The sequence below is a fragment of the Vibrio sp. OY15 genome (assembly GCF_000742455.1).
GTDB lineage: Bacteria > Pseudomonadota > Gammaproteobacteria > Enterobacterales > Vibrionaceae > Vibrio > Vibrio alginolyticus.
On the sequence record NZ_JPIL01000012.1, the window covers coordinates 128,492 to 146,131 of the forward strand.

At 46.0% G+C, this 17,640-nt stretch carries 11 protein-coding genes; 4 read left to right on the top strand and 7 right to left on the bottom strand.

Annotated features, from left to right (window positions below):
* Nucleotides 1–10: 10 nt before the first annotated feature.
* Entirely contained in the window at nucleotides 11–880 is an 870-nt protein-coding gene (pdxY, locus tag IJ23_RS14655) for a pyridoxal kinase PdxY (protein ID WP_033906659.1), read from the top strand.
* A gap of 65 nt (nucleotides 881–945) precedes the next feature.
* Here pdxY and sstT read toward each other — a convergent pair whose 3' ends face one another.
* From sstT to malT, 7 genes are all read right to left on the bottom strand, one after another.
* Entirely contained in the window at nucleotides 946–2,163 is a 1,218-nt protein-coding gene (sstT, locus tag IJ23_RS14660; RefSeq protein ID WP_005374821.1) for a serine/threonine transporter SstT, read from the bottom strand.
* Nucleotides 2,164–2,519: 356 nt separating this feature from the next.
* Nucleotides 2,520–3,596 (bottom strand): ribosome small subunit-dependent GTPase A, encoded by a 1,077-nt coding sequence (gene rsgA, locus IJ23_RS14665; RefSeq protein ID WP_005384642.1) that lies wholly within the window; start codon nucleotides 3,594–3,596, stop codon nucleotides 2,520–2,522.
* A 275-nt stretch (nucleotides 3,597–3,871) separates the two neighbouring features.
* Complete coding sequence (locus tag IJ23_RS14670; RefSeq protein ID WP_005384641.1) at nucleotides 3,872–4,180, bottom strand: PTS transporter subunit EIIB; 309 nt, start codon at nucleotides 4,178–4,180, stop codon at nucleotides 3,872–3,874.
* Complete coding sequence (locus IJ23_RS14675; RefSeq protein ID WP_005384635.1) at nucleotides 4,170–4,784, bottom strand: SCO family protein; 615 nt, start codon at nucleotides 4,782–4,784, stop codon at nucleotides 4,170–4,172. Before IJ23_RS14675 ends, IJ23_RS14670 begins: the two co-directional genes overlap by 11 nt.
* A 9-nt stretch (nucleotides 4,785–4,793) precedes the next feature.
* Entirely contained in the window at nucleotides 4,794–5,219 is a 426-nt protein-coding gene (locus IJ23_RS14680) for a hypothetical protein (RefSeq protein ID WP_025768641.1), read from the bottom strand.
* Nucleotides 5,220–5,462: 243 nt separating this feature from the next.
* A complete protein-coding gene (locus tag IJ23_RS14685; protein ID WP_031778872.1) occupies nucleotides 5,463–6,380 on the bottom strand; it encodes a DUF368 domain-containing protein in 918 nt (305 codons plus the stop codon).
* A 578-nt stretch (nucleotides 6,381–6,958) separates the two neighbouring features.
* On the bottom strand, nucleotides 6,959–9,667 hold the full coding sequence (malT, locus tag IJ23_RS14690) for an HTH-type transcriptional regulator MalT (protein ID WP_005374834.1): 2,709 nt from the start codon (nucleotides 9,665–9,667) through the stop codon (nucleotides 6,959–6,961).
* Nucleotides 9,668–10,401: 734 nt separating this feature from the next.
* On the opposite strand from malT, the gene IJ23_RS14695 reads away from it, so the two are divergent.
* The 3 genes from IJ23_RS14695 (at nucleotide 10,402) to glgB (ending at nucleotide 17,629) form a co-directional block, all read left to right on the top strand.
* On the top strand, nucleotides 10,402–12,855 hold the full coding sequence (locus tag IJ23_RS14695) for a glycogen/starch/alpha-glucan phosphorylase (RefSeq protein WP_005374836.1): 2,454 nt from the start codon (nucleotides 10,402–10,404) through the stop codon (nucleotides 12,853–12,855).
* A 117-nt stretch (nucleotides 12,856–12,972) separates the two neighbouring features.
* A complete protein-coding gene (gene malQ, locus IJ23_RS14700; RefSeq protein ID WP_033906660.1) occupies nucleotides 12,973–15,153 on the top strand; it encodes a 4-alpha-glucanotransferase in 2,181 nt (726 codons plus the stop codon).
* Between the two features lie 283 nt (nucleotides 15,154–15,436).
* Nucleotides 15,437–17,629 (top strand): 1,4-alpha-glucan branching protein GlgB, encoded by a 2,193-nt coding sequence (gene glgB, locus IJ23_RS14705; protein WP_373920865.1) that lies wholly within the window; start codon nucleotides 15,437–15,439, stop codon nucleotides 17,627–17,629.
* The last annotated feature ends 11 nt before the right edge of the window (nucleotides 17,630–17,640 follow it).

The following is a 17,640-nucleotide window of genomic DNA, read 5'->3' on the forward strand; positions in this document are numbered from 1 at the left end:
GTAAGGTACTATGCAAGGTATCCTCTCTATACAATCTCATGTTTCTTTTGGTCATGCTGGTAACAGCAGTGCCGTTTTCCCAATGCAACGCATGGGTTTCGAAGTATGGCCGATTCATACCGTTCAATTTTCTAACCACACGCAGTATCAAGAAGGCTGGACTGGGCGAGCGTTTGCGGCTGAAGACATCAGCGAGTTAGTTCGTGGCCTTGGTAACATCGGCGCACTGGAAAAGTGCCAAGCGATATTGACGGGCTACCAAGGTAGCGCAGAGCAGTGCCTTGCTGTTGAAGATACCGTGACGAAAGTGAAGCAAGCGAACCCGAACGCACTTTATGTTTGCGACCCTGTGATGGGCGCGCCAGACAAAGGCTGCATTGTGGCTCCGGGCATTGCTGAAAATCTTCTAACGCGTTTGATGCCAATGGCGGACGTGATCGTTCCGAACCAATTCGAGCTAAGTCAATTTTCTGAGATGGAAATCCACTCACTAGACGATGCGATCACCGCATGCCAACGTGCGCTAGAAAAAGGTCCAAAAGTGGTGCTAGTTAAGCACCTTTACTGCCTAGAAAATGGCAGCTTCAACATGCTATTGGCTACGCAAGAAGGCATTTACCTTGCGAAGCGTCCTCAATTTGAGTTTGCTAAACAACCTGTTGGCGTGGGCGATCTTATTTCAGCTATCTTTACCGCGGGACTCTTAAAAGGCTGGTCTCCCAAGCAAGCTTTCCAACATTGTCATGACGCATGCTACGGGGTGTTAAGTGCAACGTACCATGCAGGCGAATGGGAGCTGCAAACTATTGCTGCGCAGCAAGAGTTTGTTGAGCCAAGTAAGCATTTCTCAATTGAAGAGGTGGCTTTGGTCACCGCGTAATTGAGCGCAATTAAACAAAAAAGGGGAGCCATCATCGGCTCCCCTTTCTCTTTGTTCTGTCGGTCTTACTGAGCTTTTTGCTGCTCTGATTTACAAACTGCTGCCGTAAAGACAACGTCTGTTGAGCTGTTTAGCGCAGTTTCTGCAGAGTCTTGAATCACACCGATAATGAAGCCAACCGCTACAACCTGCATGGCTACGTCGTTTGAGATACCAAACAGGCCACACGCTAGAGGGATAAGTAGTAGAGAGCCACCTGCAACACCTGATGCGCCGCATGCAGAAACCGCAGCTACAATACTTAGAAGTAGCGCAGTCAGTAGATCAACTTCGATACCCATAGTGTGCACAGCTGCAAGCGTTAGTGTTGTGATAGTGATTGCAGCACCAGCCATGTTGATGGTCGCACCTAGAGGAATAGATACTGAGTATGTATCCTCGTCCAGTTTTAGCTTCTCACATAGTGCCATGTTTACTGGAATATTCGCTGCACTTGAACGAGTGAAGAACGCTGTTACACCACTTTCACGTAGACAACGGAATACAAGTGGGTAAGGGTTTTGTTTGGTTTTAACGAACACGATCGCCGGGTTTACAACGAGTGCGATGATCATCATTGCGCCAAGAAGAACCGCCAGAAGGTGTGCGTAGCTTGCTAGCGCGCTAAAGCCCGTTGTCGCAAACGTTGAAGCAACCAAGCCAAAGATACCAAATGGTGCAAGACGAATGATAAAGCGCACAATGTGAGACACGCTGTGGCTTAGATCTTCAAATACGGCCTTCGTTGTTGCCGATGCGTGGTGTAGTGCAAGACCCAGACCCACACCCCAAGCAAGAATGCCGATGTAGTTTGCTTCTACTAGTGCATTTACTGGGTTGTCGACCAGTTTAAACAACAATGTGCGTAGAATTTCAGCAATACCTTGAGGAGGCGTTGCACCTTCAGCACCGGTGACAAGCGTTAAATTGGTCGGGAAAAGGAAGCTTAGAACCACTGCTGATAGCGCCGCGAAGAATGTACCCATCAGGTACAGTACAACGATTGGGCGCATGTAAGTGTGTTGGTTTTTCTTTTGGTTTGCAATTGAAGCGGCAACCAAAATAAACACAAGAATTGGCGCGATCGCTTTAAGCGCGCCGACAAAAAGGCTACCAATTAATCCCGCGCTTTCGGCATGGCTTGGAGAAATTGTCGCGAGCAAAATACCAAAGACGATACCGACAAGGATCTGGACGACGAGGTTACCACGAGCATATCGGGCAACGAGGCTGTTGTGTTGCATACATCATTCCTGCAATTTTATGCCAGAGTGGCAGGGCAATAGTCCATCATTACACGGCGATAATGCCCTTATATTACAAGGGGTGAGCATTGCTTCTGGTCACTAAGACACATGATTATCAATTATCCTGTTTTTATAAATTCAGCCATTTTCTTGCTGAATATCACATATCTTAGCTTGGTAATATTTTGTGTCTAGTTTTAGTTTGTTTTTGGATTAAATGTTTGCTCAATGTTATTTAAATAAGATTTTTATGTTGAAAATTATCATTAGTTATGAGTAATGGTTTTTAATAAAGTTGTTAAAAAGGAGACTTTCGTCTCCTTTGATTTTATTGACAACTCAAACGCAACAAATTAATAACTTTGTTGGCGCCTGCGCTTATCACTCATGGCATTGCGAGCAAGTTTACCGAATCGTCGACTTTGTGCTCGTTGCTCTGCCAAAGTCGCGCCGTTAAAGGCTTGTTCTCGCAATAGTTTTTGATAGTTATTGAAACGACGAACCTCCAGTTTGCCATTTGCAATCGCAGTTTGAACTGCGCAGCCTGGCTCAGTTTGGTGCTTACAATTGCCAAAGCGACAACGCTGAGCGAGCGCCTCAATGTCAGAAAATGCCTCACTGACCCCCGATTCACAATCTGCTAGTTGAAGCTCGCGCATTCCCGGAGTATCAATCAAGATGCCGCCATCAGGTAATAGATGGATAGAGCGCGATGTAGTTGTATGTCGCCCTTTGCTATCGTCTTCACGAATATGCCCAGTTGCCTGTTCTTGTTGCCCGAGTAATGCATTAACAAGAGTTGATTTGCCAACGCCTGAAGAACCGATAAAAGCGAGGGTTTGTCCTTCTTTGCACCAGGTCATGAGTTTAGAAGCACTCTCTATTTCTAAGCCGTTGACTGTCTCTATAGCTAATAGAGGGTCGAGCTTCTGTACTTGGCTTTTTAGTTCATCAGTATTGTCACACAAATCGGCTTTGGAAAGCACGATGACGGGTTCGACTTCGGCTTCATGAGCCAAGGCAAGATAGCGTTCAATACGACTTAAATTGAAGTCGTCGTTAAGGGAACAGACGATAAACACTGTATCCACATTGGCTGCGATAAGTTGCTCTACCACTTTGCTGCCAGCGGCTTTGCGGCTAAAGAGGCTCAAGCGATCCAGTAAGCGAACAAATTGCTGATCTTCATTTAAGATTACCCAGTCTCCGACGGTCATATTGGGTAAAGAATGGTGGGCATTAAGATGAACTTGCCCAGTTTCTGTTGCCAATAAATAACCACTTCGGTGATGCGCAATTACACGAGCAAAGATAGTGTTGTCGTAATCGTCTAATGTCAGTTGTTGCTGAAAAAATGGTTTCCAACCCAATTGTTTTAGAGGGTTTGAAGTTGAAACTAATGTGTCACAAAAAGTATGTGTTTGATTCATTATTGAATTATCCCAGACGCAACAAAGCGCCTTAATACAAATCGCATTAGGGTCTAATTCGGATAGAGTTGACCCCGGTGAAGACCGGGCAGAGAAGGGGAGTTGTGGCTATGCCACAGAGTTGGTGCTGTTAGGGTTACCCTTGCGATGCCCAGTTAGTGTTATTCAATACAATCATCTTGTGTCCTCTTCGTTGGTTAATAAATAAGTGAGTTAATTAAGCCAAAGGAGTATAGCCGCCCTTTTTTAAAGAGGGTAGCTATACTGCAAAAATATTAACTTTGTTTTGTGATGCGCTCTTCCATAATCTGCGAATACGTGTTGGCTTTTAAGCCGTATATGATTTGGACATGACGATCATCCAATATCACGACGCCATGCGCGCCATGATTTTTGAGTGCGTTCTTATCGATGACGGACGTCGCTCTGAGGGTAAGACGCAGCCGAGTCGCACATGCACCAGTTTCTAGCAGGTTCTCTATGCCCCCAATGGCGTCAATGATCGTATCGACGTCTTGTTCGACATTGGGGTTGGTATGAGTTAGGAAATTGAAAAATTGCTTCAGCACTGACTTAACCGTCATTTGAAGAGTCTTCGGTCGTTAGTTTTGAAATGGCTTCAACAATCGGTGCCGGTGAGAGCGTATGCGGTACTTTAGTGATTAACGTGCCATCCGGCTTCAAGAAGTAAAAGTAAGAGCTATGATCCAGCGTGTATTTTAGTTCCGAGCCTTCCAATTCTGTCTTGCGGAAAATGACACCATAGTTGTGTGCCAAAGGTGTCGTTACATCAAGTGGTGCCGATAGGCCTTCAATCATTGGATGGAAGTAATGGGCATATTTTGCTGATGCATCGGCCTCATCACGCTCTGGGTCTAAAGAAATGAACATCGGGCGTAGTTGTGCTTTTTGCGCGTCGTCAATTTGATTCAGTGCTCCTGCCAGCATTGCAAGAGAAGTTGGGCAAACGTCTGGGCAGCGAGTAAAGCCAAAATAGACGACTCGGATGCGAGGGTCATTCACATCGAAGATATTGACGGCTTGGTTATTTTCCCCAAACAATACCGTTTGTTGAGAGGTGGAACTGTCCACTTGCTCTGGCTTCGTTTTCTGATTATCTAAATAGCTCTTTACGCCAAACCCGAGTGCGAAAGCAGCTACGAGAAATAGGGACCAATTGTGGCTCATAACGATTCCTTATCTTTGCATTTTTATAGCAGGGTAAACGGTATTCTCTCCATCACTGAGTTCACCAACCCAAGTCATTGCATCCTCCGTGCAAACCGGGAGAATGATGTCACCTTGATATTGGCCAGGAGCGATTTGCTTCAGCAAAAACTTAGGCTCACCCATCTCCATTTCTCTTCCTGAAAGACTTAGGATGAGTTGCTTAGCATCGCTTGTATGCCACTCAACATTTAGAGTGGTAGGAACCAAGGGTTGAGCAGTTTCTGAGTTTAGCGTCATCGTAACATTTTCTTGGACGCAAGAGGTTGTAGAGAGAAAGCAGTATTCATCTATTGACTTGCTTTGAGTGGAAGAAGAAAAGCTTTTTATTAGAGTCGGGGCATAAAATCCCGCAACTAATGCGGCTGAAACAGCGGCGATTTGTAACAGTTTCATTAAGGTTCAGCATTTATCACTTAACATTACGAGCATCGTAGCACAGATGCGCCGCTCGCCAACTCGTGACCTCGGTAAATTGTGCGTTATACCTCGGTGACCAGCTTCCTTATAACGCGACGGACTTTATTGCATCAAATACAGCAGAGTTTTCAATTGAGATGTTTTGCCCTTAGCCAATAAATAAAAACGGAGCCAATTGGCTCCGTTTTTATTTGGTTCAGTATGTGTTTGATACCAAAGTCATTTATCTGAGTCTGCGAATTTCTCTAGACCTAAAACCAGAGCAATGGCTGCAAGCATCATCACGACAGCAAGTACTAACTGAGAAGGTTGTGATGTCACGTGTTCAAATTCAAATGGTGATAGGTTGTGCTGTAGCAATGGCACTTGTTCGCCCTTCGAATTGGTGCGCCAAGTGATGGTTTCTTTCCATGGCCAAATCTTTGGCAACGTACCAATCATTAATCCAGTCAAAAACATCAGGGTGAAATCACGGAACTTGCGTAGTAACCACGACAATAAGTGAGAGAAGGACAGTAAACCGATCACGCAGCCAGACAAAAATAGCGCTAATGTATCGACTTGAAAACCTTTCACTGCGGCTAATACAGGAGCATACATGCCAATCAGCAGCAAAATAAAACTGCCAGAGATACCCGGCAAGATCATCGCACAAATCGCGATAGCTCCAGCGAATAAGGTATTAATGGCCGTTGGTTCCATGTGTAAAGGTTTGAGCACAGTAATACTATAAGCAAACCCGACACCAACGAGCAGAATGACAAAGCGGACAAGATCGCGTTGCTCAACCTGACGAATAATGTGATACACAGAGACCAAAATCAGACCAAAGAAAAATGACCAAAGTGGGATCGGGTGTGTGTCAAGAAGCCAAGTAATCAACTTTGCTAGCGTTGCAATACTGGTGAAAATGCCGGCAAACAGAGCGATAAGGAAGAATCCGTTGATGTGATTAAACGCGGCTTTAACCCCTTCTTTTCGCCAGATAGAGAAAAGTGAGGGGTTAATGCGTCGAATGCTTTCAAGCAGCGTATCGTAAATACCAGTGATAAACGCGATGGTGCCGCCAGATACACCAGGTACAACATCTGCTGCACCCATGGCGATTCCCTTGAAGAAAGTAATTAAGTAGTTCATTGCTCTAATGCTAAGTCGTTTCGATGGCAGAGAGTATACAAACATTGCGATGAAAAAAGTATGAAATAGTGCTGTAACTACTTGGTTTTATATCCAATCTATTGCCTATCTTTATTACCCGCCAAGAGACAATGTCGCCGTAACGAGCTTTTAATGCTTGGTTTACATTTTTGAGATGATTAACTCTACTATCAATTATCAGTCTTGGTTGCATTATGCAATTGCAATTTGCATTGCAAAGTTGCATTTTGATAATTTGCGCGTGAATAAATCCAGCTTATATGAGATCTTGTGCCCAAAAATAAGTCTTTGCATTTTGGCATGATTAATGCATAATACTGCTCGACCCTTCTTAAGCCGAGGGTCACCTAGCCAACTGACGTTGTTAGTGAATACAATTTGTTCACACTAAATATAAGCCAATCGCGATTATTGCGGTTGGCTATTTTTTTATATGAACAACGTTACTTACGTGCTTTGCAAATTGCACCTCTCTTACTGTCAGTCATAAAAAAGGGCTGACGTGTTACGCCAACCCTTGTGTTTTACTTTACGTTTTAACCCGTTTATCTAGCAGTTCAGTATCCCATTAACTGTAGCAAATTTTCAGCTGTCACAATGGCTTCTTTACGATTAGCAATATTAAGCTTTTGGTACAGGTTGCGAATGTGGGTTTTAATTGTCGTACCTGCCACATCCAGCTCTTGTGCGATTTGCTCGTTACTAAAGCCTGAATAAATCAGTCCCAGAACCTGCCATTCGCGTTGTGTTAATGGGCTGGTACGTACTAGCTCTGGCACATTAGGGTGATTCACCAACTTTTCAATAAAGTCTTCATCAAAGTGAATCGACCGGCTACGTTGATTCGATGAAATGTCCTTCATTAACTGTTGAGCACGGTGACGCTCAAGATCGCCCAGTTCATGGCGGAGGCTCAACTTCTCCAGCAGACCGCCAATGGTTGCACCATCAATCAGGAAGTTTCCGACCATGCCAGTTTGGTTCGTCATTACTAATGCTTCTTTTAACAGAGCCTTGGCTTGCTCCTCATCTTTTTGGCGAGCAGAAAGGACCGCTTCAACCACTAAGTTGCGATTAGTATCTGTGATTAGGTTAGTGCGACGAGCTTCACCTTGGAGAAAATCTAACGCAGCACGAGCGTCGGTATATTGGCCTAAATTAATGTGGGCGCGAGCAATGTTACGCCATTGCAATTGAGAAAAGTGGTTGCATGCCGATTCAGGACGAACCGCAGTGTTGAGCCATTCTTGCATTGCATCGGTATTCCCGCGCGCTTGCCAAAATAGAATCAACGATAGTGAAGCGTTTGCAGTCCAATCTACGTGATAAGTCGACTGTTTCATCAAGTGCTGTATATGCTCAATGAATTTACCTGCTTTGTCTAATTCACCGCGTCCAATCGCAATACGCGCCAACATCGAATAGCTATGTAAGTGCTTGCTTGGTGAATGGTTTTCGAGAATTTGCAGACCTTTGTACGCGCATTCTTCCGCTTCATCAAGTCGGTTCCAGCACCAAAGTACTTGCGCGCGAATACGCAGCAAAAATTCATGAAGAGGAACATGCTGAAGCTGCTGATCTTCAATCAGACGAAATGCGGAATCTTGTAGTTCAAAGGCAGCTTGCACGTAACCTTGTGCAATTAAAATCTCGCTTTGCTGCAATATTGCCCATAACGCTTGGTGATATACCTGATACTGACGAGCTAGCTTTTCAGTTTGTTGCATCATCGGCAAAGCACGGTCTAGTTTACCTAGCACGTGGTTAACTTCACCAACAACCGAAGTCGCCACAATTCGGCTACGGTAAATTGTGTTATCAAGTTGGCTAAGCGCTAGCTCCGCTAATTCGAGAGCTTTTTCTGGTTGGTTACTGTTGATAGCCACTTGAGCAAGCAACGCGTTTGCTTGACCTTGATAATGAATATCTAACGCAATGTTACGCTTTTTGTGTTCCTCTTCCGCTTCTTCAAGCAGGTGGCCCACTTGGTTATAACGATGCTGACTTTGAGCCAACCATGCTCGGAGCATCGTAAGTTTTGGGTGGCTGAACAACAGATCATCGTCCAACTTGTTAATTGAGCTTTCCAGTGTGCTGAGTTCGCCTTGGTTAAACATCTTCCAGCCGAATTCGTTTAGGATCTCTACCACTAAGTCCTTATCATTCGATTTTTGTGCATGATGAATCGCTTGGTGTGGTGCTTTTTGTTGTAACCAAGCGATAGCAGCATTGCGGTGGAGATCTTTTTCTTGCTGAGGAATACGAGCTTGGCGCTCATGCGATAAAAACTCGCCAAATAAGTTATGGAACCGGAACCAGTTCTGTTCCCCTTCGAGCGGATAAATGAATAAGCCGTAACGGTTAAGCGATTCAATCATTCCCAGTGCATCTTCGCGTTGGGTAAGGGCAAACACTAGCTCATCATTGAAGTGGTCAAGCACGGATACTTGCATTAAAAAGTGACGAGTTTCGTGATCGAGTAAGTCAAACACTTCTTCGACCAAGTAATCCCACAAATGCGCGTGATTGAACTGCGATACCGACTCTACAGTTTGCGCCAATGTGCGGTTTTGATGTTGGGCTTGTAATGCGATCAACTGCATCGCCGATGGCCAACCTTCAACATAGGTTCTTAGGCTGTTCGCCATGTCTTCATCAATACCATCGGCGATACGCTGGTTAAAGAAGCGAGTGGTTTCTTCGGTATCAAACGCCAACATCTCGTTGCCAATTTCGATCATTAAATCACGAACACGTAAGTTTGCAGTGCCTAGAGGCGGCGCTGCACGACTGGTTACCACAACGGTGAGGTTGTCTGGCATGTGCTTTAAAAAGAAACGCATGGATTCATGGATTTCATCATTCGTGATTAAATGGTAGTCATCAAGCACCACGTAGCATTCTTGATGAAAGTCAGCCATTTCTGCGAATACTTCGCTAAATAGGGAGCGTAAAGACGAGATCTGACGTTTTTCCGCCAGTTTTTGTGCGTTAGCGCAACTGAAGTTGGTGGCTTTGTTTAATGCTTGAAGCAGATAGTTTACAAAGCGAAAGCCGTCGTTATCGCTGTCATCAATGCTGTACCAACCGACGTTTGGCTTATCGGATAGCCACTGCGCTGCCATTGTTGTTTTTCCGTAACCTGCTGGGGATCGGAATAAAACCAATTTGTAGTAAGGCGCTTGCTGTAGTAAGTCCAACACTCGTGGGCGCACGATGGCATTGTGCAGGCGTCCTGGTCGAGTAAGCTTAGATGGAATCCACATTAGTAGTTATGTCCTTATTTATGTATACCCAAATGACAGCAACGTGATCATTCTAGTAAAGCCCCCTTGAAAGCCGTCTTACTGAATGATGTCATCAGCATCAAAAACACTGTTTGAATGCCGGATAATGTCGCTACTGTTGGGGCTTGCGTCCGTCTGAAAAACCATTCCATACGGTCACTTAGATATAAAAGCTAGCGAAAACTAGAAATAACTCACATCGCCTAATTCTAGTTTGTATAAAAAGCGTACAATCCTGTGAGCTGAGTGGGATGTTACGACATCAGAAATGTTCGTTACTTTGATCCACTTCCTAATTCTCAAGGGTTGATGGATTTACCATCAACTACGCCCTTTATTTGTGATTGTCGTCACTTAAATATCGTTTGTTTCGTTAGCGTTAAGATCGCGTTGCACATAGATTACGAAAAGTTCTTCTACGCTGACCGAGTTAATGTGACCGATATTACAATTTTCACATCATCAGATGAGTGGACTATAAAAAGCGTCATGAACGGGTTTTAACCTTTCTCACATTCCATTGTGATCAAAATCACTAAGAACTGGCGCAAAGTTCACTTTGTTGAGATTTGGATCACTAACCTAGCAATGGTACCCCCTCTACGCCCTCAGCCCTCCTCCTTCAAAGGATGAGAATTAGGAGGATGTTTATTCACAGAGGTAAATGCACGATGTATGGCAGATGAATTACCAAAAGACGTGAGAATTTCGTAATGAAACCTACTCAACAAAAACAATTTGACAAGAAGTCGTTCCAAGAAAGCGTAAAGAAACACCTATCTGTAACTTACGCTCATACGATTGAAAACGCAGACAGCCGCGCATGGTACCTAGCAATGGGGCATGCTCTGGCTGAATTTACTACTCTAGATTTGCTTGCGACAGAAGAAGATCCACGCATTAAAAGTGCGAAGAGCGTTAACTACCTTTCGCTAGAATTCCTTATCGGTCGTTTGACTGGTAACAACCTAATCAGCATGGGTCTGTATGAACAAGTAACAGAAGCAATGGCTGAACTGGGTTACAACCTAACTGATCTGCTAGAAGAAGAGCGCGACCCATCATTGGGTAATGGTGGCCTTGGTCGTCTGGCTGCGTGTTTCATGGATTCATGTGCGGCACAAGAATTCCCAACTGTCGGCTATGGTTTACATTACGAATACGGTCTATTTAAACAGTCATTCAAAGATGGTCGCCAGCAAGAAGCACCTGACGCATGGCGCGGTGTAGAAGGCTACCCTTGGGAAATTGCGCGTCCAGAACTTGCGCAAGAGATCGGTTTCTACGGTCACGTTGAAGTGATTAACGAGAACGGTAAAGAAGTCCGCAAATGGGTACCAGGCATGACAGTAAGAGCAATGCCTTGGGATCTTCCAATTGTGGGTTACGAATCAGACACGGTTTACCCGCTACGTCTTTGGGAATGTCAGGCGATTGCACCATTCTCACTAGCAAGCTTTAACAATGGTGATTACTTCGAAGCTCAGCACGCACTGATCGACGCAGGTAATATCACTAAAGTGCTTTACCCGAATGACAACCACGAGAAAGGTAAAACACTGCGTCTAATGCAGCAGTACTTCCACTCAGCAGCGTCTGTACGTGACATCCTACGTCGCCACGAAGCTGCGGGCTACTCGCTAGCGGATCTACCTAAGCAAGAGACTATCCAGCTTAACGATACGCACCCAACGATTGCGATTCCTGAACTAATGCGCATCCTGATGGATGAAAAAGGTTTAGCTTGGGAAGCGGCTTGGGAAATCAGCTCTAAGACATTTGCGTACACCAACCACACGCTACTTCCAGAAGCACTAGAGACATGGCCAGAGTCGCTAATCCAACACCTGCTACCACGTCACATGGAGATCATTTACGAGATCAACCACCGCTTCCTACAAGACGTACGTGCAATGTGGCCGGGTGATGTCGCGAAGCAACAGAAGCTTTCTATCATCGAAGAAGGTTTCCACCGCATGGTTCGCATGGCAAACCTATGTGTAATCGGCTCTTACGCAGTAAACGGTGTAGCAGCACTTCACTCTGAATTGGTTAAGAAAGACCTATTCCCAGAGTTCCACGAAATGTACCCGACACGTCTACACAACGTAACGAACGGTATTACGCCACGTCGCTGGTTGAAGTTCTGTAACCCAGGTCTGTCTCAGCTTATCACTGAGAAAGTCGGCCCAGAATGGCCAGCGAAACTAGAGCAACTTGAAGGTATTGCGAAGTACGCTACTGACGCGACATTCCAAAAAGAATTCATGGCAGTGAAGAAAGAGAACAAAGAACGCCTAGCAACTTGGGTGAAAGAGAACATGGGTATCGAGCTCGATACTAATGCAATCTTCGATGTTCAAATCAAGCGTCTGCACGAGTACAAACGTCAGCATCTAGACTTGCTACACGTACTGTCTCTGTACCACCGTATTCTTAATGAACCAGGTTTTGAGTGTACGCCACGCGTTGTGTTCTTCGCAGCAAAAGCAGCACCGGGTTACCACCTAGCGAAAGAAATCATCTTCGCAATCAACAAGATTGCAGACAAGGTGAACAACGATCCTCGCATCGGTAACAAGCTGAAAGTGGTATTCATCCCTGACTACCGTGTGAGCATGGCTGAAATCATTATCCCTGCGGCTGACGTTTCTCAACAAATCTCGCTAGCGGGTAAAGAAGCATCAGGTACAGGTAACATGAAGATGGCGCTAAACGGTGCGCTAACTATCGGTACAATGGATGGTGCAAACGTTGAGATTCGTGAGGAAGTAGGCGATGAGAACATCTACATCTTCGGTCTAGATGTTGAAGGTGTGAAAGCGCTGAAAGCTCAAGGTTACAACCCATTTGATTACTACAATGCGGATCACTTACTCAAAGCGTCAATGGACTTGCTATTGGGTGAAGAGTTCACACCAGGCCAACCGGGCTTACTGCGTGCCACATACGACAGCCTGCTAGACGGTGGCGACCCATACTTATGTCTCGCGGATTTCGCCTCTTACGTGAAAGCACACGAAGACATGAGCGAACAATATAAAGATCAAGCTGGCTGGGCGAAGAAGGCCATTCTTAATACCGCCCTTGTTGGCAAGTTCACGTCAGACCGCTCAATCCGCGACTACGTGAACAATATCTGGAAACTTGAAGCGGTGAAACGCTAATAGAACCTAGTTAAGACCAAGGTAGCCAAGCGCTACCTTTGGTCATTTTCCAAAAGAAGTTATTGATAACAATAAAACCCTACATGGAAGGTGTTGGTATTACCTTCGGAGAAAGCGATGAAAGAACAAACAGCATTAAAGAAAGTCGCGGAAATGGCGAGATTGGCTGATAGCTATGTCAGTGCTTGGGGAGATGAGGCTAAAGTGTCTGAGGAGACGCTACGCCGCTTGCTCGCTTCGCTTGGCTACGATACTAGCAGTGATGAAAAACTACTGGCTTCTGCTGAAAAGAAACATAAAAAAGACGTACTAGCCCCTGTTCTTGTTTTACGCGACGGCGAACCAGTCGAAGTGGAACTAAACCTAGGTACGAGTGCTCGTGAGAGTGAATTCAGCTGGCGTTTAGAAACAGAACAAGGAGAGGTACTTGAAGGCTATCTTCAGTCCCAAATTGTTCGTGATGAGCGTGCTGAGGGTGGCCCTCTAGTGTTTGCATTGCCAAAGAACTTGGCTTGGGGTTATCACAAACTGATCATCAGTCGTAAGCGTCGTAAAACACCTTACGAGATGTCATTGATCATTACGCCGAAAGCGTGTTTCAAACAAGACGATCTAAACCAACACAAAAAGCTATGGGGTCCTAGTATCCAGCTTTACACACTGCGTACTCAGCATAACTGGGGCATCGGTGATTTTGGTGACCTAAAACAACTGGTGAGTGATATTGCCTCTCGTGGCGGTGACTTCATTGGCTTGAACCCGATTCACTCGCTGTTCCCTGCGAATCCAGAAGGGGCAAGCCCATACAGCCCGTCTTCTCGTCGCTGGCTGAACATCATGTACATCGACGTAAGCTCTGTACCTGAGTTCGCGCTTAGTGCAGAAGCACAACAGCGAGTGGGTAGCGCAGAGTTCCAACAACGTCTACAAAAAGCGCGAGACTCTCATTGGGTGAGTTACACCGAAGTTTCGCAACTAAAAATGAGCGTTCTTCCGCTGCTATTCAGTGAGTTTAAAGCTCGCCATTTAGACAAGAACACCGATCGCGCTCGTGCCTTCTTGGACTTTGTTGAAAAAGGCGGCGACAGCTTGCTACATCAAGCTGCATTCGATGCACTTCATGCTGATTTACATGCAGAAGATGCAAACATGTGGGGCTGGCCAGTATTCCCTGAGAAATACCGCACATTCGACGCAGCTGGTACTCAGAAGTACATTAAGGACAACCAAGATCGTGTTCACTTGTACATGTACCTGCAATGGATCGCAGACGATCAAATCAAAGAAGCGCAAGCGCTAGCCGAAGAAAAAGGCATGGCTGTGGGTTTGTACCGTGACCTTGCGGTTGGTGTTGCAGATTCAGGCAGCGAAACATGGGCTGACGAAGGCGCGCTAGTATTGGATGCAAGCATCGGTGCGCCACCAGATGTACTTGGTCCACTAGGCCAAAACTGGGGTCTGCCTCCGCTTAACCCTCAGGTTTTAGAAGCGACTGGCTACGACGCTTACATCAAATTGCTACGTGCTAACATGAAGCATTGTGGTGCATTGCGTATCGACCACGTACTTGGCCTGCTTCGCCTTTGGTGGATTCCAAAAGGCGAGAAAGCGACAGAAGGCGCATACCTGTACTACCCAGTTGAAGACATGCTAGCAATCCTAGCCTTGGAATCTCACCGTCATCAGTGTTCTGTGATTGGTGAAGACTTAGGTACTGTGCCAGATGAAATCGTTGATATCCTACGTGATGCAGGTGTGCACTCTTACAAAGTCTTCTTCTTCGAAACCTCAAAAGAGGACGGCGGTTTTATTTCTCCGAAGCACTACGCTGAGCAGTCTATGGCTGCGCTGTGTACGCACGATATGCCAACACTACGCGGTTTCTGGCACTGTGATGACTTGAAGATGGGGCGTGAGATTGGTCTGTACCCTGATGAACAGCAGTTGGAAGGCCTATTCGCTGACCGCTTGAAGTGCAAACAAGGTATTCTAGACAGCGTTCGCTGGCATGGCTATCTGCCAGAAGGCATTGGTCATGATGCTCAGTACGTGCCAATGGATTCATACCTAAGCGAAGCGCTGCAACTGCACGTAGCCGCGGGTGACTCTGCACTGCTTAGCGTTCAGCTTGAAGACTGGCTAGAAATGGATCAACCGGTCAACATTCCTGGTACGGTGGATGAGTATCCAAACTGGCGTCGTAAATTGTCGATGAACCTAGATGAAATCTTCAGCCGTGAAGATGTGAATCGTATTTCTAAACGCCTTACTGAAGTTCGCGCACAGGCGAGTAAGTAAGATGCCTAGAGTGACGTAGATGGACGAGCTGATTACCAATTTTGTTAGCTCAGAGGTACGAAAGTTCCGTCTAGGTCACTCATTCCTAAAACACAATCCGTTAGGATGAAGTACCGTTATTATGCCCGCGACAATAGCGGGCATTTTTGTATTTTGACGCCGTTTACGCAACGAACGTGAGAAGCGGAGTCTTTTTGTGAGTTCACAACGTTGGCTGTGGAGAAACCGATGTTTGATTCAGATCTCTGGTCTTGAAAAGGATGTTGGCTCTAGGGAGAAAGATTTGAAAACCACCAAAACCAAGAAAATAAAGAAACAACACGAACGCGCATACGAACTGCTTGCTGAGGCGGCTTACTCAGATCCATTTGCGGCGCTGGGTCCATTCATTGACGACGAAGCTTCGCTGAGAGTTTGGATGCCGGGCGCAAACAAGGTTGAACTGCTTGTTAATGGTGAACCTCGCGTGGCGCTTGAGCGTGATGGCGACAGCGGTTTCATCTTAAAAGAGCAACGCGATTTACACCTGACCCACTACCGTTTAGCGGTCGATTGGAATGGTGTTGAACAAATTATTGATGACCCGTACCAGTACCACAATATCTACCAAGAGTACGAGCATCTGCATACGCCAAAAGACATGTATCACTACATGGGCGCGCACTTTGTCACGCTAGAGCGTGGCGGTGAAAACATCTCTGGTGTGCGTTTCCTTGTTTATGCACCACATGCATCTGCTGTTAGCCTTGTGGGTTGCTTCAACCAATGGGATGGCCGTCGTCATCCAATGCAACGCTTAGACTACGGTATCTGGGGCCTATTCATTCCTGGTTTGGAAGAGGGGGTACAATACAAATTTGAGCTCAAAGGGCCAAATGGGGAAGGGTTGCCACACAAACAAGACCCTTGGGGTTTCTACTCTGAGCAATACCCATCGTTCGCATCCATTACCTACGATCACAAGCGTTACCAATGGCAAGATGCGAAATGGCAAAACCGTGCAGTGACACAAAAGTGTGATGAAGCGTTATCGTTTTACGAGCTACATGCTGGATCATGGAAGCGCGACGAGAACGGTGATTTCCTGAACTACCGCGAACTCGCGGAGCAGTTGGTGCCATACCTTGTGGATATGGGCTACACCCACGTTGAGCTGATGCCTGTGTCTGAGCATCCATTCTATGGTTCATGGGGCTATCAACCTGTTGGCTTGTTTGCACCAACTAGCCGTTTTGGCTCACCTGATGATTTCAAATTCTTCGTGGATGCGTGTCACCAAGCTGGTATCGGTGTAGTGCTGGATTGGGTTCCTGCGCATTTCCCATCGGATGATCATGGTTTAGCTAACTTTGATGGTACGCCTCTGTTCCATGATCCAGATCCTCGTCGCGGTTGGCACCAAGATTGGAACTCCTACATTTACGATTTAGGCCGTGAACATGTACGTCGCTTCCTTGTCTCGAATGCGCTGTACTGGTTTGAACAATTCCATATTGATGGCATTCGTGTCGATGCTGTTGCGTCGATGCTCTATCTCGATTATTCACGTAGCCACGATCAGTGGGTCCCGAACGTTGATGGTGGCAACGAAAACTACGACGCAATCGCAACCTTAAAATGGATGAACGAAGAAGTGTACAAGCACTTCCCGAATGCGATGACGATTGCGGAAGAGTCAACGGCGTTTCCGGGTGTGTCTGCGCCAACCTTTATGGGTGGTTTAGGCTTTGGCTTCAAGTGGAATATGGGGTGGATGCACGACAGTCTTTCATACATCAAAGAAGATCCTGTTCACCGCAAATACCACCACAATACCATCACATTTCCGCTGGTTTATGCGCACAGCGAGAACTACGTCTTGTCTCTCTCTCACGACGAGGTGGTGTACGGCAAAGGCTCTATTCACAACAAGATGCCGGGCGATGAATGGCAGCAAACCGCAAACCTAAGAGCATACTACGGTTATATGTATGGTCAACCGGGCAAAAAGCTGAACTTCATGGGCGCGGAAATCGGTCAAACGGCGGAGTGGAACCACGATGATCAGTTGCAATGGTTCTTGCTAGAATACGAGCGTCATCAAGGCGTTCAAAAGCTGATGCGAGATTTGAACCACTTGTACCGAAATGAAGCGGCGATGCACGATCAAGATTGTGTTCCTGCTGGTTTTGAGTGGCGTCTACAAGACGAAGCGGATGCGAGCATCCTAGCGCACGAGCGTATTAGTAAAGAAGGTGAGCGTATTCTGATCATCACCAACTTTACGCCCGTACCACACGAGCGCTTTCGTTTAGGCGTTCCAAATGCAGGTCAATACGAACTGCTACTGAATACAGACGACAGCAAATACGGCGGCAGCGATTTTAAAGTGCTGACCAGTGTGAAAACGGAAAAAGTTGAAAGTGAATCACTGCCTCAATCACTTGAGCTTCGTTTGCCTCCACTTTCAACCGTGTTCTACAAGCTGCACAAATAATTTAGTCTAAT